General features: G+C 64.9%; 24 protein-coding genes. 8 read left to right on the forward strand and 16 right to left on the reverse strand.

The window, feature by feature from the left end; all coding sequences use genetic code 11:
* Positions 1–311 precede the first annotated feature (311 nt).
* Both C8N35_RS01460 and C8N35_RS01465 read left to right on the forward strand, forming a co-directional pair.
* Positions 312–1,043 carry a protein-disulfide reductase DsbD domain-containing protein gene (locus C8N35_RS01460; RefSeq protein WP_170121985.1) on the forward strand — a complete coding sequence of 244 codons (732 nt, stop codon included), beginning with the start codon at positions 312–314 and terminating at the stop codon, positions 1,041–1,043.
* 192 nt (positions 1,044–1,235) lie between these two features.
* Complete coding sequence (locus tag C8N35_RS01465) at positions 1,236–1,721, forward strand: peroxiredoxin (RefSeq protein ID WP_107987852.1); 486 nt, start codon at positions 1,236–1,238, stop codon at positions 1,719–1,721.
* A gap of 82 nt (positions 1,722–1,803) precedes the next feature.
* Here C8N35_RS01465 and C8N35_RS01470 read toward each other — a convergent pair whose 3' ends face one another.
* From C8N35_RS01470 to coxB, 9 genes are all read right to left on the reverse strand, one after another.
* Positions 1,804–2,571 carry an SURF1 family protein gene (locus C8N35_RS01470; protein WP_146177326.1) on the reverse strand — a complete coding sequence of 256 codons (768 nt, stop codon included), beginning with the start codon at positions 2,569–2,571 and terminating at the stop codon, positions 1,804–1,806.
* Positions 2,561–2,944 carry a DUF983 domain-containing protein gene (locus tag C8N35_RS01475; protein WP_107987854.1) on the reverse strand — a complete coding sequence of 128 codons (384 nt, stop codon included), beginning with the start codon at positions 2,942–2,944 and terminating at the stop codon, positions 2,561–2,563. The genes C8N35_RS01470 and C8N35_RS01475 overlap by 11 nt, the downstream gene beginning before the upstream one ends.
* Before the next feature lie 32 nt (positions 2,945–2,976).
* Complete coding sequence (locus C8N35_RS01480) at positions 2,977–3,471, reverse strand: L,D-transpeptidase family protein (protein WP_107987855.1); 495 nt, start codon at positions 3,469–3,471, stop codon at positions 2,977–2,979.
* Positions 3,472–3,478: 7 nt separating this feature from the next.
* Positions 3,479–4,351 (reverse strand): cytochrome c oxidase subunit 3, encoded by an 873-nt coding sequence (locus C8N35_RS01485; protein WP_107987856.1) that lies wholly within the window; start codon positions 4,349–4,351, stop codon positions 3,479–3,481.
* 55 nt (positions 4,352–4,406) lie between these two features.
* Positions 4,407–5,081: a cytochrome c oxidase assembly protein gene (locus tag C8N35_RS01490; RefSeq protein WP_107987857.1), complete on the reverse strand. Its 675-nt coding sequence runs from the start codon at positions 5,079–5,081 to the stop codon at positions 4,407–4,409.
* A 7-nt stretch (positions 5,082–5,088) separates the two neighbouring features.
* Positions 5,089–5,244, reverse strand: coding sequence for a hypothetical protein (locus tag C8N35_RS23800; RefSeq protein ID WP_170121986.1), 156 nt, complete (start codon positions 5,242–5,244; stop codon positions 5,089–5,091).
* 4 nt (positions 5,245–5,248) lie between these two features.
* Positions 5,249–6,214 (reverse strand): heme o synthase, encoded by a 966-nt coding sequence (locus tag C8N35_RS01495; protein WP_107987858.1) that lies wholly within the window; start codon positions 6,212–6,214, stop codon positions 5,249–5,251.
* A 105-nt stretch (positions 6,215–6,319) separates the two neighbouring features.
* On the reverse strand, positions 6,320–7,966 hold the full coding sequence (gene ctaD / locus C8N35_RS01500; RefSeq protein ID WP_107987859.1) for a cytochrome c oxidase subunit I: 1,647 nt from the start codon (positions 7,964–7,966) through the stop codon (positions 6,320–6,322).
* A gap of 172 nt (positions 7,967–8,138) precedes the next feature.
* Positions 8,139–9,071, reverse strand: a complete 933-nt coding sequence (gene coxB / locus C8N35_RS01505; protein ID WP_245926617.1) for a cytochrome c oxidase subunit II — start codon at positions 9,069–9,071, stop codon at positions 8,139–8,141.
* Positions 9,072–9,619: 548 nt separating this feature from the next.
* Here coxB and C8N35_RS01510 point away from each other — a divergent pair.
* From C8N35_RS01510 to C8N35_RS01530, 5 genes are all read left to right on the forward strand, one after another.
* Positions 9,620–10,129, forward strand: a complete 510-nt coding sequence (locus tag C8N35_RS01510) for an invasion associated locus B family protein (RefSeq protein WP_170122041.1) — start codon at positions 9,620–9,622, stop codon at positions 10,127–10,129.
* A 150-nt stretch (positions 10,130–10,279) separates the two neighbouring features.
* Positions 10,280–11,704, forward strand: coding sequence for a metalloprotease TldD (gene tldD / locus C8N35_RS01515; RefSeq protein ID WP_107987861.1), 1,425 nt, complete (start codon positions 10,280–10,282; stop codon positions 11,702–11,704).
* Positions 11,705–11,754: 50 nt separating this feature from the next.
* Complete coding sequence (locus C8N35_RS01520; RefSeq protein WP_210203356.1) at positions 11,755–12,390, forward strand: HAD-IA family hydrolase; 636 nt, start codon at positions 11,755–11,757, stop codon at positions 12,388–12,390.
* 205 nt (positions 12,391–12,595) lie between these two features.
* Positions 12,596–14,371 carry a monovalent cation:proton antiporter-2 (CPA2) family protein gene (locus C8N35_RS01525; RefSeq protein ID WP_107987863.1) on the forward strand — a complete coding sequence of 592 codons (1,776 nt, stop codon included), beginning with the start codon at positions 12,596–12,598 and terminating at the stop codon, positions 14,369–14,371.
* A 191-nt stretch (positions 14,372–14,562) separates the two neighbouring features.
* The gene (locus C8N35_RS01530) at positions 14,563–14,772 is read left to right on the forward strand and encodes a DUF2093 domain-containing protein (RefSeq protein WP_107987864.1); all 210 of its coding nucleotides are present in this window, start codon (positions 14,563–14,565) and stop codon (positions 14,770–14,772) included.
* A 28-nt stretch (positions 14,773–14,800) separates the two neighbouring features.
* Here the strand turns inward: C8N35_RS01530 and lpxK are convergent, their stop codons facing one another.
* The 6 genes from lpxK to C8N35_RS01560 form a co-directional block, all read right to left on the reverse strand.
* Positions 14,801–15,823 carry a tetraacyldisaccharide 4'-kinase gene (gene lpxK / locus C8N35_RS01535; protein ID WP_107987865.1) on the reverse strand — a complete coding sequence of 341 codons (1,023 nt, stop codon included), beginning with the start codon at positions 15,821–15,823 and terminating at the stop codon, positions 14,801–14,803.
* Positions 15,824–15,871: 48 nt separating this feature from the next.
* On the reverse strand, positions 15,872–17,155 hold the full coding sequence (locus tag C8N35_RS01540) for a 3-deoxy-D-manno-octulosonic acid transferase (RefSeq protein ID WP_107987866.1): 1,284 nt from the start codon (positions 17,153–17,155) through the stop codon (positions 15,872–15,874).
* Positions 17,148–17,846, reverse strand: coding sequence for a lysophospholipid acyltransferase family protein (locus tag C8N35_RS01545; protein ID WP_107987867.1), 699 nt, complete (start codon positions 17,844–17,846; stop codon positions 17,148–17,150). Before C8N35_RS01545 ends, C8N35_RS01540 begins: the two co-directional genes overlap by 8 nt.
* A 258-nt stretch (positions 17,847–18,104) precedes the next feature.
* Positions 18,105–18,347, reverse strand: a complete 243-nt coding sequence (locus tag C8N35_RS01550) for a DUF4170 domain-containing protein (protein ID WP_107989006.1) — start codon at positions 18,345–18,347, stop codon at positions 18,105–18,107.
* Between the two features lie 89 nt (positions 18,348–18,436).
* Positions 18,437–19,246: a 3'(2'),5'-bisphosphate nucleotidase CysQ gene (locus C8N35_RS01555; RefSeq protein ID WP_107987868.1), complete on the reverse strand. Its 810-nt coding sequence runs from the start codon at positions 19,244–19,246 to the stop codon at positions 18,437–18,439.
* On the reverse strand, positions 19,233–20,576 hold the full coding sequence (locus C8N35_RS01560) for a TldD/PmbA family protein (protein WP_107987869.1): 1,344 nt from the start codon (positions 20,574–20,576) through the stop codon (positions 19,233–19,235). Before C8N35_RS01560 ends, C8N35_RS01555 begins: the two co-directional genes overlap by 14 nt.
* A 354-nt stretch (positions 20,577–20,930) precedes the next feature.
* Here C8N35_RS01560 and C8N35_RS01565 point away from each other — a divergent pair, with 354 nt between their 5' ends.
* Entirely contained in the window at positions 20,931–21,518 is a 588-nt protein-coding gene (locus C8N35_RS01565) for a DUF6101 family protein (RefSeq protein WP_107987870.1), read from the forward strand.
* Positions 21,519–21,629: 111 nt separating this feature from the next.
* On the opposite strand, the gene C8N35_RS01570 is transcribed toward C8N35_RS01565, so the two are convergent.
* Positions 21,630–22,475, reverse strand: a complete 846-nt coding sequence (locus tag C8N35_RS01570; protein ID WP_107987871.1) for a patatin-like phospholipase family protein — start codon at positions 22,473–22,475, stop codon at positions 21,630–21,632.
* Positions 22,476–22,527: the final 52 nt, after the last annotated feature.

The raw sequence follows: 22,527 nt of genomic DNA on the forward strand, positions 1-22,527 counted from the left end.
CGCCGCCAGCGTTTCCGATCCGTCACGCAATCATGAAATGGGGCGTTGCGCTTGCACCTTTAAGGGGGCGGCATCATCTTCTAGGCTTGCGTGACAAACAGGATAGAAAGAGGCTCATGACAAGGGACGCGGACCAAGGGACCCAAAGAGCAGCGGCTCACCCGACAACAGGAAATGGATCGCTTGGCGTCGTCTCTTTGGCCCGGATGACGGCAGCGTTTTTCGCGACCCTCGCGCTGTGCGCCGTGGCCAACAAGCCCGCCGCGGCCGCCACTTCCCCTTGGTTCCGCTCAACTGGCGGGGAAGTCCGGTTGATCACGGCCGGCGGGCCGGCGGACGGAGACGGCAGCTACCGCGCAGCGCTGGAGATCCGCACCGAAGAGGGATGGAAGACCTACTGGCGCTATCCCGGCGACAGCGGCATAGGCACGACGGCCGATTTTTCGGGGTCCAGCAACGTTGCGTCCGCGATGCTTGCATTTCCCGCCCCCGAACGTCATGAGGATCCCTACTCCACGACGATCGGTTACGAGGGCGGCGCCGTGCTGCCCATCACGGTGAAACCGGGCTCGCCGGACGCACCGGCGATGCTGGTTGCAGACGTCAGTCTGGGGCTGTGCAAGGACGTGTGCGTCCCCGTCACCGCGCATCTGGAAGTCCCGCTCGGCCCGGATACGGCCAGGGACGCAACGAGCGGCAACGCGATCGCCGCAGCGCGCGCGAAAGTCCCCCTGCCCGCCAGCGCCGGTGATCCGCTTTCGGTGACCGACATCGCGATTGAGCCCGGCACAAAGCCTGTTCTGCGTTTCACGGCGCGGCTGGCAAAACCCGATCAACCGGCGGACCTTTTCGTGGAAGGCCCGGACGGCTCCTATCTGAGCGTTCCCGAACGCGCCTCGCAGGACGGCGAGAAAGCTGTCTTCACCCTCTCGTCTGACGGGCTGATGCACAAGGGCGATACGGCCGAGCTCCGCCTGACCCTCGTCAACGGCGGCGAAGCGGTTGACCAGCGCTGGACCCTCGATGCATCCACACTCGACTAGGCCCCTCTGCCTACCTGCCCGTCGAGCATCCACGCGGGGGAATTTCCCGCCCCAGTCCCAAAGACCTACAAGCGGCTCGCAAATCCGGTATGGTCACGCAACGTCGGCCACCTCGACGCCCTCCGATTACGCGCTATTTCCTGTGCGACGGGCGCGAGAGGAAAGGCGCCTTCACTCAAGGGAGACCAATACATGGCTATTCAGATCGGCGACCGCCTGCCCGATGCCACTTTCAAGATCATGACCCCGGACGGCCCCGGCGAAACCACCACGAGCGCGGTGTTCGGCGGCAAGAAGGTTGTCCTTTTCGCCGTGCCGGGCGCCTTCACGCCGACCTGCCACAACAACCACCTGCCGGGTTTCCTGGAAAATCTCGACGTTCTGAAGAGCAAGGGCGTCGACACCGTGGCCGTGACCTCGGTCAACGATGTCTTCGTCATGGACGCCTGGGCGAAGGCAACCGGCGGGGACGGCAAGATCGTCTTCCTCGCTGACGGCAGCGCCGATTTCGCCAAGGCGATCGGCCTTGAGCTCGACGCCGCCGCCGGCGGGCTGGGCATCCGCTCGCAGCGTTATTCGATGATCGTCGAGGATGGCAAGGTCACCGCGCTGAATGTGGAAGGCTCGCCCGGTCAGGCAACGGTTTCCGGTGCGGCCGGGATCATCAACCAGCTTTGAACAGGTGCGCGGGCACGCAAGGTGCCCGCGTTCCACCCCGGCATTTCGCCGCGCGATGGGCAACCACGCCCCAGGCCCGCCATCATCCCGCGCGCTTCAGCCGTCCTGCGGCGAACGCCACGAAAACCCCGAGCGCGGCGGCTGCCAGGCCATACCAGGTCATCGCGTATCCCAAATGCGGGTTGTTGAAGGTGACCTTCGTTTCGCCCGGTTGCGGCAGACCACCTTCAGGCGCCATCGACGCATTGAGGTCAATCGTGTAGGGCGCAACACTGCCCGCATCGAGACCGGCCGCACGTGCCAGCTCCGCCGGGTCGCGGCGGTACCAGATGTTCTTTTCAGGATCGGCGGCAAGCGATGAGCCGTCCTTTTCCGCGTGCCGAATCGTTCCTTGAAGAGTGACGTCGCCCTTCGGCGCAGAACTGCCGGGCCTCTTGCCGGGATCCTTCAGATCCTGCGGAACGAAGCCGCGATTGACGAAGACGATCCAGCCGTCGGACGTGGCGAACGGCACCATCACCCAGAACCCCGGCCCACCGTAACGCCCCTTCGGTTCGCCAAGCGCGGTGAAGACATGCGTCTCGCCGGGCAGATAGTGGCCGCCAAGATGCACCTGCCGGTAATCGATCCGGTCCTGATCGAGCTTCGGCCACTCCGCCGGCCCCGGCGGCGGGACGGGGGCGACCTTGAGACGGCTTTCCACCCTGTCGATCAGATCGAGCTTCCACGAGAGCCGACGCATCTGCCAGTTGCCGAGCGACACCAGAACGGCGAGCACCGCGACCAGAAGCACGCCCGGCACGACAAGACCGCGCCAAGCCGGCCCTGGAGGAGAGACCTCACTCGCCAAGACGGCCCTCCTGGGCGCTCTGCTTGTATTGCTGCGCGATCATGAGGCCTTTCAGCGGCCGCAGCATGCCGATGGAAAGCCCGAGGGTCAGCGGCGTCCACAACACCAGATGAAGCCAGATCGGTGGCGTGAAGGTGACTTCGACCGCAAGGGCGGCGCCGACCACGAGAAAGCCGACGATCATGATGATGAACACGGCGGGGCCGTCGCCTGAATCGATGAACTCGAAATCCAGCCCGCACACCTCGCACGTCTTCGCCGTATTGAGAAACCCGTCGAAGAGCCGCCCCTGGCCGCAGCGCGGGCAGCGGCCCCGCAGGCCGGTCTGCGTCGCGGGAAGCGGCGGATAGCGAAGGTGCGGGGGCTTGCTCATCGTTGTTCCTTTTCACCAACCGCCACCCGCCGTCAGGGCAGGATGCGAACGGGTGTCCCGTCCGCGACAAGCGACCAGATCTCCTCGATCTCCGCATTCGTCACCGCGATGCAGCCGTTGGTCCAATCAAGAGCCGTATGCATCGAGCCAATCCACCCCATGCGACGGGGCAGGCCGTGGATCATGATCATGCCGCCGGGATCCTCGCCCCTGCTGCGGGCAGCGGCCCGATCGGCGGCATCGGGATACGAAACGTGCAACGAAAGGTGATAGGCGCTTTTCGGATTTCGCCAGTCAATCAGGTAGTTGCCTTCCGGCGTGCGCTCGTCGCCCTCGCGCTGCTTGTGACCGACGGGATTCCCGCCGAGCGCCACCTTGTACGTCCTCACCTCGCTGTCATCGGCGCCGAGGAGGATCATCTGCCGCTCACTCTTGCGGATCTCGATCCGGACCACCTCCGCTGCGACCGCGGCAGTCGATGCCGCCGCGGCCACGAGGAGGAGGAGAAAGAGGGCGACGCCGCGCATTGCGGCGCTAATGCGCGGCTGGCGTGCCGGCGCCCCAGACGTAGATGCACACGAACAGGAACAGCCACACCACGTCAACGAAGTGCCAGTACCAGGCCGCCGCCTCGAAGCCGAAGTGCTGCTTGGGCGTGAAATCGCCGGCAACCGCACGCGCCAGACACACGGCCAGGAAGATCGTGCCGACGATGACATGGAAACCGTGGAAGCCCGTCGCCATGAAGAAGGTGGCGCCGTAGATGTTGCCGGAAAAGTCGAAAGCGGCGTGACCGTATTCGTAGGCCTGGCACAGCGTAAAGATCATGCCGAGAGCGACGGTCAGCGTCAGCCCCCATTTCAGTCCTTGACGGTCATCATGCAGCAGGGCGTGGTGCGCCCAGGTGACAGTGGTGCCCGAGGTCAGCAGGATCAGCGTGTTCAGCAGCGGCAGGTGCCAGGGATCGAAGGTGGCGATGCCCGCCGGCGGCCAATGCCCGCCGGTCGCTTCCACGCGAGCGAACTGGATCGCCTCGTGGGGAAAGAGCGCGGCGTCGAAATAGGCCCAGAACCACGCCACGAAGAACATCACCTCCGAGGCGATGAACATGATCATGCCGTAACGCAGGTGCAGCGAGACCACGCGGGTATGGTGCCCCTGATGGCCCTCGCGGATGGTGTCACGCCACCAGCCGAACATTGTGTAGAGGATGATCAGCAGCCCGACGGCGAAGACGCCCCAGCCGCTGAGATCGAGCCCCAGGACGCGGAATTCCTCGCCCATGTTCCACTTCATGAAGCCGATGGCGCCGAGCGCCATGATCAAGGCGCCGACGGATCCCAGGAACGGCCAGGGACTGGGCTCGACGAGATGGTAATCGTGCTTTTTGGTATGGGCCTCGGCCATGTTCTCTCCCCCGGGTTAACCCACGTAAATGCTTGCGGAAACCGGCCCCGCGCTGTCAAAGTTCTCCAGAATTCGAAGGCTGCGCCACCGTGGCGACGGGCCGCTCCGGCGTCTTTGCCGGAAAAAACGTGTAGGAAAGCGTGATCGTGTCGATGTGGGCGAGGTTCGGATCCTCGTCCATCGCCGGGTCGACGAAGAAGACGACTGGCATGTCGCGCGCCTCGCCGCCGGCGAGATCCTGTTCGGTGAAGCAGAAGCAGTCGAGCTTGTTGAAATAGGCGCCCGCCTCGAACGGCGTGACGTTGAAGGTGGCGGTGCCCGCCGTCGCGCCGTTGCCCAGGTTGACGACATGGTAGAGTTCGGTCGCGACCTCGCCGAGGCGCAGCTCCACCTGCCGTTTCACCGGCTTGAAGGACCAGGGCAAGGCGGTGCCGACATTGCCGTCGAAACGCACCTTGATATGCCTGTCGATGGGCTGAACGGGCGCCGCCTGCGCGCGCTGCGTGGTGCCGCCATAACCGGTGACCGCACAGAAGATCTGGTAGAGCGGGACGGCCGCGTAGGCGGCTCCCACCATGCAGCCGACAAAGGCGACGCAAGCGAGAGCCAGCGTGCGGTTGCGCCGCGCGAATCCCCGCCCGGCCCCGTTATTGGGGCGTTCCGGTGCTCCGGCCCGCACATCCTGCCGTTCGCTCCTCCCGGAGCCCGCCTCTGTTTTCCTCCCGGGCATCCTTCCCTCAGCCTCCCACGCCTTCGAGATTGACGCTCATCTTGGCGATCGTCACTGCGTAGAACAGCACCACCAGAGCGGCGAGCACCACCGCGATCGCGATGGAGCGCGTTCGCCGTCGCTTCTTCTGTTCCGGGCTCAGTACAATTCGGTCGTCACTCATGCCGTCAGCCTCCCCACCCGAACAGGGCGCCGGAAAAGGCCAGCGTCACCAGCCGTTCGGCGAGCAGAAGCGCGAAGAGGGCGAAAAGGTAGAAGATGGAGAACAGGAACAGCCGCACCGCCGCGCGCGTCGCCAATGGCCCCTCGCGGCGGCGCCAGACATCGACAGCCAGCCAGACGAAGACCGCACCCAGCGCCATCGCGGCCACACCGTAGACGGGGCCGGCAAGGCCGATCAGCGTCGGCGTCAGGCCGACGGGTGCCAGCAGCAGCGAATAGACGAGGATGTGGTTACGGGTGGATTGCGCCCCACGCACCACAGGCAGCATCGGAACCCCGGCCGCCTCGTAATCCGCCGACTTGAACAGCGCCAGCGCCCAGAAGTGGGGCGGCGTCCACATGAAGATGATGAGAAAGAGGACAATGCTCTCCAGGCTCACGGAGCCCGTCACCGCCGCCCAGCCGATGACCGGCGGCAATGCCCCCGCGGCGCCGCCGATGACAATGTTCTGCGGCGTCGATCGCTTCAGCCACATCGTATAGACCACGACATAGAAGAAGATGGTGAAGGCGAGCAGGCCGGCCGCCAGCAGGTTGACCGCAAGGCCGATCATCAGGACAGACCCGCAGGCGAGCGTCATGCCGAAGGCGAAGGCTTCGTCGCCCGTAACCCTGCCGGCCGGCACGGGACGCTTGGCCGTGCGTGTCATCACCCGGTCGATATCGGCATCGTACCACATGTTCAGTGCGCCAGAGGCGCCGGCCCCGATGGCGATGCACAAAAGAGCGGTTCCGGCGAGAACCGGATGCAGCCCGCCCGGCGCCAGCACGATGCCGACGAGCGCGGTGAAGATGACCAGCGACATGACGCGCGGCTTCAGCAGGGCGAAATAGTCGCCGACCGATCCGGTACCGCCATCCCACGCGGCCGCGGCCGCTGTAGTGCTGTCGTGACGCTCGACGAGCGACATGCGCGAATTCCTGTTTTTCTCGGCCTTGACGGCTCTTTCATTTGCCAGGCCGGCGTCGGATGCGGATCCGGCGCCGGCCCTATACTCAAGCGCGTTCTGAGCGCCCTACTTGATACGTGGCAGCGTCTCGAACTGATGGAAGGGCGGCGGCGAGGACAGGGTCCATTCGAGCGTCGTCGCACCCTCGCCCCACGGATTGTCGCCGGCCACGCGCTTCTTAGCGAAGGCCTCGACGACACCGGCCAGGAAGATCAGCACGCCCACGGCAGAGATATAGGAACCCATGGACGAGATCCAGTTCCAGTGCGCGAAGGCTTCCGGATAGTCGATGTAGCGTCGCGGCATACCGTTCGCACCCAGGAAGTGCTGGGGGAAGAAGATCAGATTCACGCCGATGAAGGTGACCCAGAAATGGGTCTTGGAGATCGTCTCGTTGTACATGTAGCCGAACATCTTCGGGAACCAGTAGTACCATCCACCGAAGATGGCGAAGACGGCACCCAGCGACAGCACGTAATGGAAGTGCGCCACCACGAAATAGGTGTCGTGCAGCGACCGGTCGAGGCCGGCATTGGCGAGCTGAACGCCCGTCACGCCGCCGATCGTGAACAGGAAGATGAAGCCCATCGCCCACAGCATCGGCGTGCGGAAGCTGATCGAGCCGCCCCACATGGTCGCGATCCAGGAGAAGATCTTCACGCCCGTCGGCACCGCGATGACCATCGTTGCGAAGACGAAATAGGCCTGCGTGTCGACGTCGAGGCCGACCGTGTACATGTGATGGGCCCAGACGATGAAGCCGACCACGCCGATGGCGACCATGGCGTAGGCCATGCCGAGATAGCCGAAGATCGGCTTTCGGGAGAAAGTCGAGACGATGTGCGAAACGATGCCGAAGGCCGGGAGGATCAGGATGTAGACCTCCGGGTGGCCGAAGAACCAGAACAGATGCTGGAACAGGATCGGATCACCGCCGCCGGCCGGCGCGAAGAACGTCGTGCCGAAATTGCGATCGGTCAGCAGCATGGTGATGCCGCCGGCCAGAACCGGCAGGGACAGCAGCAGCAGGAACGCGGTCACCAGCACCGACCAGGCGAACAGCGGCATCTTGTGCAGCGTCATGCCCGGCGCGCGCATGTTGAAGATCGTCGTGATGAAGTTGATCGCCCCCAGGATCGAGGAAGCACCGGCGATGTGCAGAGACAGAATCGCCATGTCCATCGCCGGTCCGGGCTGTCCGGAGGTGGAGAGCGGCGGATAGATCGTCCAGCCGCCGCCGACGCCGTAGGCGCCGGGCGCCGAAGGCGCGAACATGGACAGCAGCAGCAGGATGAAGGCCGGCGGCAGCAGCCAGAACGAGATGTTGTTCATGCGGGGGAACGCCATGTCGGGCGCGCCGATCATGATCGGCACGAACCAGTTGGCGAAGCCACCGATCAGCGCCGGCATGACCATGAAGAAGATCATGATGAGGCCGTGCGCCGTGGTGAAGGCATTGTACATGGATTTGCCGACATCAGTCGCGGCGGCCCCTTCCGCGCCGTAGACCATCGCAGCCAGACCGTGGAAGATCTGAATGCCCGGCTCCTGCAGCTCCCAGCGCATCATCACCGAGAGAAAGCCGCCGATAACCCCCGCCGTGATGGCGAAGATCAGGTACATCGTGCCGATGTCCTTGTGGTTCGTCGAATAGACGTAACGCCGCCATCCATGCGGATGGTCATGCACTGCATGGGCCTCGGAAGCCGCCATCTTGTCTTTCTCCCCTAAAACCTTTTCGTCCCGGTCGCAGCCGCCCGCTCCAGCGCGCCAACCGGCATCGTGTTCGTCGCGGCGCGCCACACTTCGAAGCATCGCTTCGGCCCCGGTGCGCGCCGGCGGTCAATCGTCCTCACCTGGATCTTCCGGCATCGCGACGGCGTCTTCAGCGCGCCGCCACTTCCAGATTTCCGGCCTCGCCATCGCGCGCCGCCAGCGGCCGCTGCTTCGCGATCAGGCCGGCCAGCAGCTTGTTCGCCTCGTCCACGTCCTCCTTGGCAGCGTCCGCCCAGGCGGCGAACTGCTCGTCGGTGACGACGCGAATGACGATCGGCATGAAGGCATGGTCCTTGCCGCACAATTCGGAGCACTGGCCGTAATACACGCCCGGCTCCTCGGCCTTGAACCAGGTCTCGTTCAGCCGGCCCGGAATGGCGTCCACCTTCACACCGAAAGCGGGCATGGCGAAGGAATGGATCACGTCGGTGGACGTGACCTGAACCCGCACGATCTTGCCGGCCGGCACGACCACGTCATAGTCGGCGGCAAGCAGACGCGGCAGGGACGCCTCGCTGGCGCCGGCCGCGATGCGCTTGGCCCGGTCCTCATCGCTCAGCATGTAGGAGTCGAACGAGATGCCCGCATAGGCGTCGTCCGTATACTCATAGCCCCAGGCCCACTGATAACCGGTCGCCTTCACCGTCAGGTCCGCAGGCGGAACGACCAGTTCCTTGTAGAGCAGACGGAACGAGGGAATGGCGATCGCCACGAGGATGAGGATCGGCAGAACCGTCCACAGAACCTCGATCAGCGTGTTGTGAGAGGTTCGCGATGGCGTGGGGTTTGCGCGCGCGTTGAAGCGTACGATGACGATCCCCAGAAGGATCGTCACCAGCGCCACGATCGGCACGATGATCCACAGAGTGAAATTGGAAAATGCGTGGATGTCGCTCATGACATCCGTTGCGGCCGGCTGGAGGTTGACGGCCCACGGCTCGGGCTCGGCTGCAAGCGCCACCGTCGCGGTTCCTGCAAGCGCGACCGTTGCCGCACCGCCGATCCGCGCCCCCTCCCAGATACGCTTAAGCGGGTTTATCACCTTGATGCGCTCCCTCTCCATCTCGGTGCCTATTCCAGGCCTCCGCCCCCTCGGGCGACCGGTTTCTATTCGAATTCTATTCAATACCAGACATTACGCTACGGCCACCACCACAACAACTCGCCGATGCCGTCAGGCTCGCTTGCAATGCCCGGATACTAGGCACAAACCTGAAGGCGCCATAGGCACTTGCCCGTGTTGGCGTCCATTTGCCGCACCTCTAGCATATTGTCGCAGGGGCCCCAAGTGGACATTCGGATGGTTTCGTCAATCAAAATCCATTTCCCCTACGAAAGCGCCATGGTCGATGTCTTGGCCGGCGATACCGGAAAACGCTTGATATCCGCGCTATTTCAAAGCGCGCGGACAATGCCGGCGGCCTCAATTCCGCCATGGCGGCGGGTCAGCAGGAAGGGGGACTGGAACGGGACATGCAACTCGGGCAATGTCGCACCAGATCAGGCGTTTGCGGTCGCGGTGATTCGCGGACGTTTGACGTATCGCAATGACTGACATCCGATTCGGAGGTTGACGTGTTCGATTTGTCCATGCGCATGGCCCGGGCCGGCTTAGCGTGTCTCCTCGTCGCCGGCGCGATGATCGAGGGCCTGAGCGCTCCGGCCATGGCACAGGGCGCGGTCAAGGAAGTCCATGGCGACTGGCAGATCCGCTGCGATACGCCTCCCGGCGCCAAGTCCGAGCAATGCGCGCTCATCCAGAACGTCACCGCGGAGGACCGCGAGAATGTCGGTCTGTCGGTGATCGTGCTAAAGACCGCCGACAAGGAAGCCAAGATCCTGCGTGTGCTGGCGCCGCTCGGCGTGCTGCTGCCCTTCGGCCTCGGCCTCAAGGTCGACGGCGAGGATATCGGCCGCGCCGGCTTCGTGCGTTGCCTGCCCAACGGCTGCATCGCGGAGGTTATCCTGCAGGACGAACTCCTGAAGAAGATGCGCACCGGCAAGCTCGCCACCTTCATCATCTTCCAAACCCCGGAAGAAGGCATCGGCATCCCGATTTCGCTGAACGGCTTCACACAAGGGTATGACGCGCTGAAGTGAGCACTCCTCTTCAGCTGCACATTCACCCGATTTTCTCGCGCCACTGGCTCTGCCGGACCCGACGTACCATATTGTCGGTCGACGGGCCCGTGCGAGCGGGCCGCTGCGGGCCGAGCGCGGCCATACCCAACACCATTTTCGGAGACAGCCATGAGTACCCATGACATCGACCTGCTGGAAAGCTCCGGCGTCGGTCTTGAGACGGCGCTCCGCATTACCGGCGACGCCCTGTCCAATGCCGATGACGGCGAGCTCTTTCTCGAATATTCCCAGTCCGAGGCGCTTGGCTGGGACAATGGCCGCCTGAAATCGGCAAGCTTCGACACCTCGCAAGGGTTCGGCCTGCGGGCTGTTGCCGGCGAAGCCGCGGGCTATGCCCATTCCGGCGAGATTTCGGAAGCCGCGCTGACACGGGCCGCCGACGCCGTTCAAGCGGTGAAGTCGGGCCACACCGGCACCTATGCGGCGGCACCGGGGCGCACCAACGCCATGCTCTATGGCGCGACGAACCCGCTGGAAACGCCGGGCTTTGAGGAAAAGGTGCAACTTCTCCAGCGCGTCGATGCCTATGCGCGCGACAAGGATCCCCGCGTGCGGCAGGTCACCGTGTCGCTGGCCGGCTCGTGGCAGGTGGTCGACATCCTGCGCGCCGACGGCCACCGCGTGCACGACGTCCGCCCGCTGGTGCGCTTCAACGTCTCCGTCGTTGCAGGCGAAGGCGACCGGCAGGAATCCGGCTCCTACGGTATCGGCGGGCGCCAGCCCTATGGCGAGTTCATCGCCGAAGGCAGCTGGAAGCATGCCGTGGACGAGGCGCTCCGACAGGCATTGGTCAATCTGGATGCTGTCCCCGCCCCCGCCGGCACGATGGACGTGGTGCTGGGCTCAGGCTGGCCGGGCATCCTGCTGCACGAAGCGGTCGGCCACGGGCTGGAAGGTGACTTCAACCGCAAGAAGACCTCCGCCTTTGCCGGCCTCATGGGCCAGCGCGTCGCCTCGCCCGGCGTCACCGTGGTCGATGACGGCACCATCGCCAACCGCCGCGGCTCGCTGACGGTTGACGACGAGGGCACGCCGACGTCGGAAACGGTGCTGATCGAGGACGGTATCCTGGTCGGCTACATGCAGGACCGCCAGAACGCCCGGCTGATGGGCATGAAGCCCACCGGCAACGGACGCCGACAGTCATTCGCCCACATCCCGATGCCGCGCATGACCAACACGATCATGCGCGCGGGCGAGCACGATCCGGCGGAAATTATAGCTTCGGTGAAGAACGGCATCTACGCCGTGTCCTTCGGCGGCGGCCAGGTCGACATCACCTCCGGCAAGTTCGTCTTTTCCTGCACCGAGGCCTACCAGATCGAGAACGGCAAGATCGGTGCGCCGGTGAAAGGCGCGATGCTGATCGGCAACGGCCCCGATGCGCTGACCCGCGTGCCCATGATCGGCAATGACATGGCGCTCGATCCGGGCATCGGAACCTGCGGCAAGCAGGGACAGGGCGTGCCGGTGGGCGTCGGCCAGCCGACGATGCGCATCAACGCGCTGACCGTCGGCGGTACCGCCGCATAAGTTTCCTGGGGGCGCCGATGGTGGAGCAGATCACCTTCGTGATCTTCGATATGGACGGCGTGCTCTACGACAAGCGCGACGGCGCACGGCTGCGCGCGCTTTCCGCGTTGAGCGGCCGGGAGCCCCATGAAATCGGCGAGGCGATCTTCAAATCCGATTTCGAAAAACGGGCGGAAGCGGGAGATCCACCGACCGGTTCCGCCTACCTGGAGGGCTTCAGCGAGCGGCTGGGCAGCGCGATCGACCGCGCGACCTGGGCAGATATCCGCCGCGACATGATGAGCGTGAAGCCCCGCGTCTTCGAAATCGCGCGCCGCCTGAAGCGACATGTCGATATCGCCCTGCTCACCAACAACCCGATCCTGCTCAAGGAAACGCTCGCGGCGTGTGCGCCTGAGGCGGTTGCGCTGTTCGGGGCGTCGGCCCATGTCTCGGCGGAATTCGGCGCGCGCAAGCCCGATCCGGCGGTCTATCGAAAAATCTGTGCCCTGCATGGCCACGCGCCGCAAAACGCGGTGATGATCGACGATGCCCGCAAGAATGTGGATGGCGCGCGGCAGGCCGGACTCAATGGGATCCTCTTCACCAACGCGATCGCCTTGGCAACGCAGCTCAGGCTGCTGCGCCTGGCGGGTTCCCCACACGGTGCGGCGTCGATCCCGAAATCCCGGCACCGTTACAGTTAGGACGAGGGCGTTCCTTTCTGTCCACGAGGCAGTCCTCCCCGTTGCAGCCTGTACTTGCAGCTCCAGCCCGCTCGTTGGAGCAAACGGCGCAAACACCTGCCCGAACTTCAGGGCAGAACGGAAAATAAATCGGCATAACAGCGTTTTCCCGGAGGTTTGGTCTGCTACCATGTGCGGGTCTCCTTAAGTCAGATCCGGAAATCTCATGGCCACAGAAGCCGCACCGCCGTTCCTGCTTGAATCCGTTGTCCTGCTCGGTACCGCCGTTATCGCCGTGCCGCTGGCGAAGCGACTGGGGCTCGGCGCGGTACTGGGATACCTGGGTGCGGGCATCCTGATCGGCCCGCATGGCCTGGGGCTTTTCCGCAACGCGGAAACCGTTCTCCAGGTCTCGGAACTGGGCGTGGTGCTGCTGCTGTTCCTGATCGGGCTGGAACTCACGCCAAGCCGGCTGTGGCACATGCGACGGGATATTTTCGGCCTCGGCACCGCTCAGGTCGTCCTTACCGGCCTCATCCTGACCGCGCTGATCTCCGCATTGGCCGACAGCTGGCGGGTAGCGGCGGTGGCGGGCTTCGGCATGGCGTTATCCTCGACAGCCTTTGCCTTGCAACTGCTGCAGGAACGCGGACAGCTGCAAACAAGCTACGGCCAGCGCGCCTTCGCCATCCTGCTGTTGCAGGACATCGCCATCGTGCCGCTTCTGGCGGGTGTCGCGCTGATGGCACCGGGCAGCGGCGAGCCGAAAGGGCCGTTGTGGCAGGAAGCCGGCACGGCGGTGGCCGCCATCGGCAGCGTTCTGGTCGTCGGGCGCTACGGGCTCAACCCGCTGTTTTCCTTTCTCACCCGCTGGGGCGCGCGCGAGGTGATGCTGATCGCCGCGCTGCTGGTGGCGCTGGGCAGCGCGAGCGTGCTGCATCTGGCTGGACTGTCCATGGCGTTGGGCGCCTTCATCGCTGGCGTGCTGCTGGCCGAATCCTCTTTCCGCCACACACTGGAAGCCGATATCGAGCCCTTCCGCTCACTGCTCATGGGTCTGTTCTTCATGGCTGTGGGCATGACCTTCGCGCTCGACGTGGTGTTCGCCTCCTGGCCCGTGATCCTGGCGGGTGTCGTACTTGTGATGAGCGTCAAGGGTTTGCTGCTTTGGGCGCTGGCGCGCATCTTCGGCGCCTCCAACACCGACGCCTTGCGCATCGCCACCACCCTTCCGCAAGGCGGCGAGTTCGCCTTCGTGCTGTTCTCTTCAGCCGCCGCGCTCAACCTGATGAACCAGAACGACAAGTCCGGCCTCATCGCCGTCGTCATCGTGACGATGATGATGACGCCGCTCGTCTGCGCCGCCTACGACAGGATCGCGGCACGCCTGCGCGCGCGCGGCGTGGCTCCGGAGGTGGTGGAGAGCTTCGAGGAGGCGAAGGCGAGCGTACTGATCTGCGGCTTCGGCCGCTTCGGCATGGTGGCGGCTCAAATGCTGTCGGCGGAGGGCATCGCGATCACCGCCATGGATCGCAACGCCCGGCGAATCGATTACGCGCGCAAGCTCGGCTACAAGGTCTACTACGGCGACATCACGCGAGCCGACGTTCTGCGGTCAGCTGGCGCCGATCAGGCGGCCGTCATCGCGCTGTGCGTGGAACGCGACGATATCATGCGCAAGGCGATCGACTGCATCCGCGAGAATTTCCACAATGCGCGCATCTATTGCCGGGCCACGGATCAGGCGCATGCCATCGACCTGACCAAGCTCGGGGTCGACTTTCATGTCCGCGAAACCTTCGAATCCGGCATCCTCTTCGGGCGCGCGGCCCTGGAAGCGCTTGCCATTCCGGCCGACCGCATCGCCACGATCGAGGAGGACGTGCGCCAACGCGACAGCGAGGTGCTGCGACTGCAGCTCACCGGTGGCCTCTTCGCGGGCGCGGATATCCTCCACGCCCGCACCCCGCGTAAGGAACCGAAACACAGCGAAGACGCCTGAGCGTGACCTTGATCCGGGCGCTTTGCACTGGCAAAGGGGGGCGTGCGCGACTATCTTCGCAACAAAGCAAGGCGCCGTTTCTCGTAGCCATGTGCGAAGAGGGGCGCCGTTTACCCGTCACATGAGCACCTGCCTGTCTCCTTGCCGAGGCGACAATGTCAGGTCTTTTCGCTGCAACAGGCGCGACCCCTATGAACCGCTACGAATCCCCCCGCTCCGGCGGAGAAGCCCGCATTCGCTATCTCGACGGCGATTTCCAGATTCTTTCGCCCGGCAATTTCGTGCGCTGCGCCGTCACCGGCCAGACGATCCCGCTCGACGAGCTGAAATACTGGAGCGCGGAACGCCAGGAAGCCTATATCGACGCGGCGGCCGCCATGAGCCGCATGCGACCGGAATAACCGGTCGCGGCAATGGTCTGGCGCGTCCTCACCGGAAGGGGTGATCGCGGATCACCCGGCGCAGCAACTCCATGACCCGGCCTTCATCGCGGAACACCAGATCGACCTCGATCACCCGCGCCGAGCCGGCCAGCCAGCGCATCAGTTCCTGGTCATCCCCCTCCAGCCGCCGCATGTCCTTGGCGGTGGTGACCGCAACGAGGCTCTTTTCCTCCGCGGTGGTCAGGATCTCCTGCACCTCCTGTCGCGTCAGGACATGATGATCGGGAAAGGTGCGGCGCTCGACGATCTCCGCGCCGGTTTCCTCCAGCGTATCGAAGAACTTCTGCGGTCGCCCTATGCCGGCGAAAGCGAGCACGCGCCGTCCCGACACATCCGGATTGGGCCGGGGCTTGAGATCTGCACGCAAGACCGTCAGCCCGCGACGGGCTGCCTGACGCACCAGCCGCGCGCCCCCCTCGCCCGGGCCGATGACGATCAGCGCGTTGGCCTTCACCATCTGATCGCGCAGCGGAACCCGCAACGGGCCGGCGGGAATGGTCATGCCATTGCCAACGCCCACCGCCCCTTCCGCCACCACAAAGGCGAAGTCGCGGAAGAGAGCGGGGTTCTGGAACCCGTCGTCCATGAGGATGATGTCGGCCCCCTCGGCAATCGCCGCGCGTGCGCCAGCGCCACGGTCGGCGGAGACGATCGTCGGTGCGGCTTCGGCCAGAAGCAGCGCCTCGTCGCCGATCTCGCGGGCCCCATGGGTATCGGGATCGGCCCTGACCGGGCCTTCGAGATTTCCGCCATAGCCGCGCGTCAGGATGAAGGGCGCGCGCCCCTCATTGCGCAAAAGCCTTGCGAGCGCGATGGTCGTGGGTGTCTTGCCGGCCCCGCCGGCGACGAAATTGCCGACGACGATAACCGGAACCTCGACGCGGTCGCGCGAGGATTTCAGCATCCGCGCACGCGCAATACGGCCGTAGACGAACGCTACCGGCGCCAGCGCCAGCGCTTTCAGCCCGATCCGTTGCCGCCACCAGAAATCAGGTGCTGTGCGCTGCACGTGCCCATCCTCGTTGATCCGCCGCGCCGGCCCAACCGGCGGGTACGCCTAATCCATCAGCCTGGCGAGTTCGCTTTCGAGCGCGCTCTTCACCGCAGCAAGCGCGCCCTGACCGGACAGCGCGCAGTCATGTGCAGCCCTTGCAAGGTGCGCCGCGGCCGCGTCGTCGTCCAGAAGCGTCGCCAGTTCCGTGCGAAGACTGTCTCCATCCTTCACGATGCGCGCGCCACCAGCCTCCCCAAGCGAACGATAGATACCTGAAAAGTTGCGCACATGCGGACCCGACAGGACGACGCAACCGATCTGGGCCGGCTCGATCGGATTCTGCCCGCCATGCGGAACGAGCGAACCGCCGATGAAGGCGAGGGACGCGAGCCGGTAGAAAAGTCCCAGTTCACCGATCGTATCGGCGACATAGACATTGGAGCCACGACGGATTGCTTCGCCGCGCGAACGCAGGCTCACGTCATGACCGGCGCGGGCAAAGATCTCGGCGACCTCGCGCCCGCGTTCTGGATGACGGGGAACCGAGATCAGCAGAAGATCCTCAACCTCCGGGCGCAAGGCGCGGTGAACGTCGGCCAGCATCTCTTCCTCGCCCGGATGGGTGCTGGCGGCGATCCAGACCGGCCGCGCGCCGATTTCGGTGGCCAACGCAGTCCGTGCCGCCTCGTCGAAGGGAAGCGGAGGAACATCGAATTTCAGGTTGCCGGTGGAGCGTACCGTGCGCGCGCCAAGCATCGCATAACGCCGCGCATCGGCCTCCGACTGGGCGAGGCACAATGTGATGCAGCCGAAGATGGCCCGCGCTCCGGCGCCCAGACGCGCCCAGCCACGGCAGGACCGTTCGGACATGCGGCCATTGACGACGACAGTGGGAATATGCCGGGATGCAAGTTCGCTGAATGTCGCCGGCCAGATTTCCGACTCCACCATGATCGCCAGTTTCGGTCGCCAGGTTTCCAGAAACCGGGAGACCAGCGGCGCCACGTCATAGGGCACGAACTGGTGAACGGCGCCTTCCGGCAGACGCTCGGCCGCCAGACGCGCGGACGTCACCGTGCCGGTGGTCAGAACGACGTCATACCCCTGCCCGACGATCCATTCGATCAACGGCAGGACGGCATTGGTCTCGCCGACGCTCGCCGCATGCACCCAGACATGGGATCCCGGCCCGGGCGTCAGGCCGCTGTGGCCGAAACGCTCGCCACGGCGCGCAGGATCCTCCTTGCCGGCCCGCACGCGTCGGGCATACAGAAGCCCCAATGCCGGCACGGAAAGCCGACCTGCGAGCCGATAGGTGGTGAGCAGGGCGCTGCCCGCTTCAGCCATGGCGTTTTTCCGTCATTTCGTAGGCGCGTGCCGTCACCGCGTCGAGGCCCTCCTCGACCATGACCCTTGCCGCCTCCAGCGCCGCATCATCGGCATCCTTCGGCACGCGGATGAAATCGCCGCCAACCAGCGCCATCCGGCTGAAGGGCAGGTTGATGCTCGCCCGGTCCCACGTGTCGAGATCGATATGCCGGCTGGTTGCCACGGCGACCGGCAAAATGGGACAACCGGAATGCCTGGCGAGCTGCACGATGCCGCGGCCGGCGACCCGTGCGGGGCCCTTCGGCACGTCGGCGGTCAGCGCCACGCTCGATCCCGCTTCCAGCGCGGCAAGACACTCGAAGAAACCGCGCATGCCGCCACGCTTGCGCATCTGCCGGCTTTTCTGCGATCCGGATGCCCGGATAAGACCGATGCCAAGCATTTCGGCGGCGACAGCGTTCACTTCGCCGTCGGCCGAACGCGAGATCATCACGCTGGCTTTCAGGCTTTCGGGCCTGACGAGCGGTATCATGAAATGCTGGCCGTGCCACATGGCGATGATGAGTGGTGTTTCGGGAGGCAAGCGGTCATAGAGATCCGCCGGCTCGATAGCGAGCGATGAGGTCTTTCTCACGAAAGTCAGATAGCGGGCCAGCATTCGCCCGACGAAGCGCAGGACCGCCGGTTTGCGCGCGATGCCCTTCAGCATGTTGCGGCCCGTTCCAGGAACCCTGAGCCCGCGAAACGTCTTCCCGCGATCTGACTGTTGCGGTTCGCACAAGCGGCAACGCCGCGCGGGAAGTCGATCGGAGGACGTTTCAAGGGCGAGGCGCCTCTCATCGGTTCGGGGATGTCGCATCGTGGCGGCGCGCGTCAAATGCCGCATCGCCGGCCCCCGGCATGGTCTTGATGGAGCCGGCAATAGCGTCCCGCGTGCGTGCGGGCAAGGGCCTAGAGCGTTCGCTGCCTACTTCTTGGGCTCTTCAGGGTCCAGCAGACGGTGCATGTGGACAATGAAATAGCGCATGTGGGCATTGTCGACGCTGGCCTGAGCCTTCGCCTTCCACGCATCGTAAGCCTTGGCGTAGTTCGGATAGATGCCGACAATATCGAGCTTGTCGAGATCGCGGAATTCCACCTTGTCGATTTCGGTGAGCTCGCCGCCGAAGACGAGGTGAAGCAACTGGGTGGGGGTTTCCTGTTCGCTCATGATCCGTCCTGCCTGGGTCCGTTCTGTCTGAATGCCGTTCATGTTTCCGCCAGCCGTTTCGACCGCGGGCGCGGTCCGAAACCGCCGCCCTAGCCCAGAACGCCGCGCACGACGGTTCCAAGCGCCTCCCTCAGGGCAGGCGACGTCGCGATCAGCGCGGGATGGCGGACATCTGCGCGATTGTAGCGAAGTGTGCGACCATCGAGGTCGGTAAGCTGGCCGCCCGCTTCCTGCACCAAAAGATCGGCCGCCGCAAGATCCCAGTCATTCGAACGCGCCGTCGCGATGGCCGCATCGCGCCGACCGTCGGCGACAAGAGCGATCCTCAGCGCCAGTGAGCGGATCGGATCGTCCTGGTTGATCCCGGCTTCCAGCAACGCCGTCCTCTCGCGCAGGGCGCGCGGTCCCGCCACATGCGCGCCGGACAGCTCGCTGCGTCCGTTGACCGCGATCGCCATTCCGTTGAGACGCGCGCCGTCGCCTGCGGTGGCGAGGTAGAGTTCCTCCTGTACGGGAACATAAAGCGCGGCGGCGATCGGCCGGCCGCCCTCGACGACAGCAACGCTCACCGACCAGTCCATCTCGCCGAGAATGAAGGCGCGTGTACCGTCGATCGGGTCGACCACGAACAGCCGCTCGTGGGTCAGGCGGGCCTTGTCGTCCGTCGTTTCCTCCGACAGCCAGCCGTAACCGGGCCGCGCGCCGCGCAATTCGCGGGCGAGATACTGATCGAGCGCCAGATCCGCCTCGGTGACGGGCGAGTTGTTTTCCTTGTTCCACACGCGCGGATCATGACCAAAGTATCCCATGGCGAGGCGGCCGGCCTCACGCGCGGCGTTCGCGATCAGGTCGAGGTCTTCTGCGGGGCTCGTGGCCGGCGAAGCATCAGCGTCCGGCAAGGGTCATTCCTTCGATAGCGACCGTCGGCGCGCTGGTGGAGAACCTGAGATCGGGGTCGTTGGCGGGCCGCAGCCGGGCGAACATGTCCTTCAGGTTGCCCGCGACCGTAACCTCGCTCACGGGATAGGTCAGTTCCCCGTTCTCGATCCAGAAGCCCGACACGCCCCGGCTGTAGTCGCCCGTTACCGGGTTGACGCCGTGGCCGATCAGGTCCGTGACATAAAGCCCCTCGCCGGTCTCGCGGATCATGTCTTGCGGCGACATATCGCCGGGCAGAAGCGCGAGGTTGGTTGGGGAAGGAGATGTGCCGGAGCCCGAACGCGCGGCGCGTGCGTTGCTCTCAAGACCGAGTTCGCGCGCCGTCGGGCCGTCCAGGAACCAGGCCTTCAGCACGCCATCCTCGATCATCGAGAGCGGCGCGACCGGCAGACCCTCGCCATCGAAGGGACGCGAGCCGGTGGCGCGCGGCTTCAAGGGGTTGTCGGTGATAGTGGTGCCGGGGGCGAAGACCTGCTTGCCCATCATGTCGCGCAGGAAACTGGTCTTGCGGGCCACCGCCGCACCGTTGACGGCGCCTGCGAAATGGCCGACCAGCGAGCGCGCGGCGCGCGGCTCGAAGATGATTGCGGTGGTGCAGGTATCGACCTTGCGCGGGTTGACCCGGCGCACCGCACGCTCACCCGCCCGACGGCCGATTCCGGCCGGATCGTCGAGATCGTCCCGGTGGGTGCGGAAATCGAAATCGTAGTCGCGCTCCATCGCCGTACCGTCGCCCGCGACGGCCGTCATGGAGAGCGAATGGCGCGAAACCAGATAGGAGCCGGAGAACCCCGCGCTCGTAGCCAGAACCACACCGCCGAAGCCGCTGGAGGCGGATGCACCGCCGGACTTGCTGATACCAGAAACGGCAAGCCCCGCCGCCTCCGCCGCAAGGGCCGCATCACGCAACTCGTCGGCGCTCACCTCGCGGTCGTCAAGGAGATCGAGCGACGGCAGGGAGCAGGCCAGAAGAGCGGCATCGGCGAGACCGGCATAGGGGTCTTCCGGGGCGACGCGGGCCATCGCGACAGCGCGTTCGGCAAGGCCTGCCAGATCATCGAGCGCATTGGCCGAAACGCTCGCCACCCGCCGGCCGACGAAGACACGCAGATTGAAGCCGTCGGACTCGGAGCGCTCCGTCTCCTCCACCTTGCCAGCACGCACGGAAACGGAAAGCGACTGGCCGGTGATGGCCACCGCATCGGCGGCATCGGCGCCGGCTGTTCTGGCCGCCTCGACCAAACGGGCTGCGCGCGCTTCGAGATCCTGCTGGTCGATGGAGAGTGTCATATGGTTCCTTTCGCTCCCGGGTCGTCAGGTCGGTCGGCCGCCGTGCGGCCCCGATCCGGGTTCGTGTATGCGCAATATATAGGAAGCCAGGCGCGGTTTTCCCGTGTCCCGCCCTCCAACGTCCTCAGCCGCGCGCCTTGTCTATGCCTCATCCATGGCGCGAGCAAGCAAACGCTTCGCCCGGGGGATGTAAACGAACCCTGAATTGCGCGCTCACCATTCCCTAACCCTCTTTGAAATCAGGAAAATTTAACCAGGTTTCTTAAGCAGGTTCCAACCGCCGGCGCCTATTGTCGATCACGTCAAACGGAAAGGCCGGCCACAAAAAACAGAGCCGGCCACGGGAGAGGCAAATTGAGGCGTCAAACAGCAACCTGCGGGATCGCACCCGCGGAACAGGAGACGTGCGCGCGTCTGGATCCCCTCGCGCTGCCTTCCACCTTCACTGTCGGCCTGGCCGAAAGTGAAGGTGGTCTGGCGGGGGCGGATATCCACCTGGAGCGCAACACCGTCATTGTCACGCGTCGCCACAACGGCCGGCGCAACCAGATCTTCCTCAAGCTTCGCGATTTTCGCGGCGTCGCCGCCCGCGTCCGGCCGTCGCAAACCGCCGGCGCCATTGATGTGACGCTGGAACTGATGCACGCCGAGCCGTCGCTGTCGCTGGTGCTGATGGAGGCCAGCGACCTTGATGACGTGGTCGCCGACTGGCAGGCCTGGGCTCGCCGCCTGGCGCTGCCGCTGCTCATGATAGAGCCGGACGGCAGCCTGCACGAAGTTGCCGGTTCTCCTGATCGGATCTCGGTCGGACGACCGGGTCCCCGGCGGCGCTCTTCTGTCCTGCGTGGGCGCCGTCCTCGGTTTCTCGTACGCCGCAAGCCCGGCATTGCCGGCATGATGCCGGTTCACGCCGACGAACGCGAGATCATCGCGCGGCGCTGAGTGAAGAACTGACCGCCCGGACAAGTCCTTTGTCCGGGACACACCGTTCGCGGTCCCGCGTCCGGGGCGCAACCGATTTTTCCAGAGCACCAGGCCGCCCCGGGACAACTGTCACGTCTCGACCGGCAGCGCCTTTTCGATAAGCCGTTCCAGCTTGTGCCGGACCTCCACCTTGACCGGCTCGCAGACCCGCAGGATCTCTTCGGCCTTCAGAAAATTGAGCACGCGGAAACCGTCGATATCGGGACGGATGAGGATGTCCGGCCTGCGTGTCTTGAGCTTTTCCGCGGTGATCGTCTGCATCAGGATCTGTGTCGATCCGAAGACCGAATCGCTTGCCGAGGGCAGCCGGTGGCCACTGCGCGGCAGCGGTGAGCCGATGACATCCACCGCGATGACGATGTCGAGCCCCTCGGGCAGCGCGTCGAAAGGCAGCGGGTTGACCACGCCGCCGTCGATCATCACACGGTCCTGGAAGGTGACGGGCTTGAAGATGACGGGGATAGCGATGGACGCGGCCACCGCCTGATGCAGGTCGCCGGTGCGGATCGTCACCTGCCGGCAATCGTAGAAATCAGTCGCGACGACCGTCAGCGGGATCTTCAGATCCGCGAAGTCACGCGGGATCGAGGGCCCGGCGAAGACCTCCAGCACGCGTGTCGCGTCGAACTGGGCCAATCCTCCACCGGCGAAGAGATCCGCGAACCGGCGCGGGCGAAGCTGCCATATGCGGCCCAGCGCGTCGGTGCGCTTGCGAAAGATCGTCGTTGTGATCTCGCGCAGATCCGCCCCCGATAGCCCGCCGCAATAGCCCGCGCCGATGATAGAGCCGATCGACGTGCCGGCGATCGCGGCTGGAACGATGCCCATCTCGTCGAGCGCTTCAAGAACGGGGATATGAGCAAGCCCACGCGCACCTCCGCCGCCAAGCGCCAGTCCGATACGTGGTGTTGTCATGAAACGGGCATTCCTTCGCAGAGCGGTGCGCCAGCGCGGCGCCGGATCGACA

Source organism: Breoghania corrubedonensis (assembly GCF_003053845.1).
Classification (GTDB): Bacteria; Pseudomonadota; Alphaproteobacteria; order Rhizobiales; family Stappiaceae; genus Breoghania; species Breoghania corrubedonensis.

Excerpts from the sequence above, each read along its gene's own strand:
- C8N35_RS01465 (WP_107987852.1), top strand. The coding sequence starts at position 1,236 with ATGGCTATTCAGATCGGCGACCGCCTGCCCGATGCCACTTTCAAGATC.
- C8N35_RS01475 (WP_107987854.1), bottom strand. The coding sequence starts at position 2,944 with ATGAGCAAGCCCCCGCACCTTCGCTATCCGCCGCTTCCCGCGACGCAG.
- C8N35_RS01480 (WP_107987855.1), bottom strand. The coding sequence starts at position 3,471 with ATGCGCGGCGTCGCCCTCTTTCTCCTCCTCCTCGTGGCCGCGGCGGCA.
- C8N35_RS01485 (WP_107987856.1), bottom strand. The coding sequence starts at position 4,351 with ATGGCCGAGGCCCATACCAAAAAGCACGATTACCATCTCGTCGAGCCC.
- C8N35_RS01490 (WP_107987857.1), bottom strand. The coding sequence starts at position 5,081 with ATGCCCGGGAGGAAAACAGAGGCGGGCTCCGGGAGGAGCGAACGGCAG.
- C8N35_RS23800 (WP_170121986.1), bottom strand. The coding sequence starts at position 5,244 with ATGAGTGACGACCGAATTGTACTGAGCCCGGAACAGAAGAAGCGACGG.
- C8N35_RS01495 (WP_107987858.1), bottom strand. The coding sequence starts at position 6,214 with ATGTCGCTCGTCGAGCGTCACGACAGCACTACAGCGGCCGCGGCCGCG.
- ctaD (WP_107987859.1), bottom strand. The coding sequence starts at position 7,966 with ATGGCGGCTTCCGAGGCCCATGCAGTGCATGACCATCCGCATGGATGG.
- C8N35_RS01510 (WP_170122041.1), top strand. The coding sequence starts at position 9,620 with ATGCGCATGGCCCGGGCCGGCTTAGCGTGTCTCCTCGTCGCCGGCGCG.
- tldD (WP_107987861.1), top strand. The coding sequence starts at position 10,280 with ATGAGTACCCATGACATCGACCTGCTGGAAAGCTCCGGCGTCGGTCTT.
- C8N35_RS01520 (WP_210203356.1), top strand. The coding sequence starts at position 11,755 with ATGGACGGCGTGCTCTACGACAAGCGCGACGGCGCACGGCTGCGCGCG.
- C8N35_RS01525 (WP_107987863.1), top strand. The coding sequence starts at position 12,596 with ATGGCCACAGAAGCCGCACCGCCGTTCCTGCTTGAATCCGTTGTCCTG.
- C8N35_RS01530 (WP_107987864.1), top strand. The coding sequence starts at position 14,563 with ATGAACCGCTACGAATCCCCCCGCTCCGGCGGAGAAGCCCGCATTCGC.
- C8N35_RS01540 (WP_107987866.1), bottom strand. The coding sequence starts at position 17,155 with ATGGCTGAAGCGGGCAGCGCCCTGCTCACCACCTATCGGCTCGCAGGT.
- C8N35_RS01545 (WP_107987867.1), bottom strand. The coding sequence starts at position 17,846 with ATGCTGAAGGGCATCGCGCGCAAACCGGCGGTCCTGCGCTTCGTCGGG.
- C8N35_RS01550 (WP_107989006.1), bottom strand. The coding sequence starts at position 18,347 with ATGAGCGAACAGGAAACCCCCACCCAGTTGCTTCACCTCGTCTTCGGC.
- C8N35_RS01560 (WP_107987869.1), bottom strand. The coding sequence starts at position 20,576 with ATGACACTCTCCATCGACCAGCAGGATCTCGAAGCGCGCGCAGCCCGT.
- C8N35_RS01570 (WP_107987871.1), bottom strand. The coding sequence starts at position 22,475 with ATGACAACACCACGTATCGGACTGGCGCTTGGCGGCGGAGGTGCGCGT.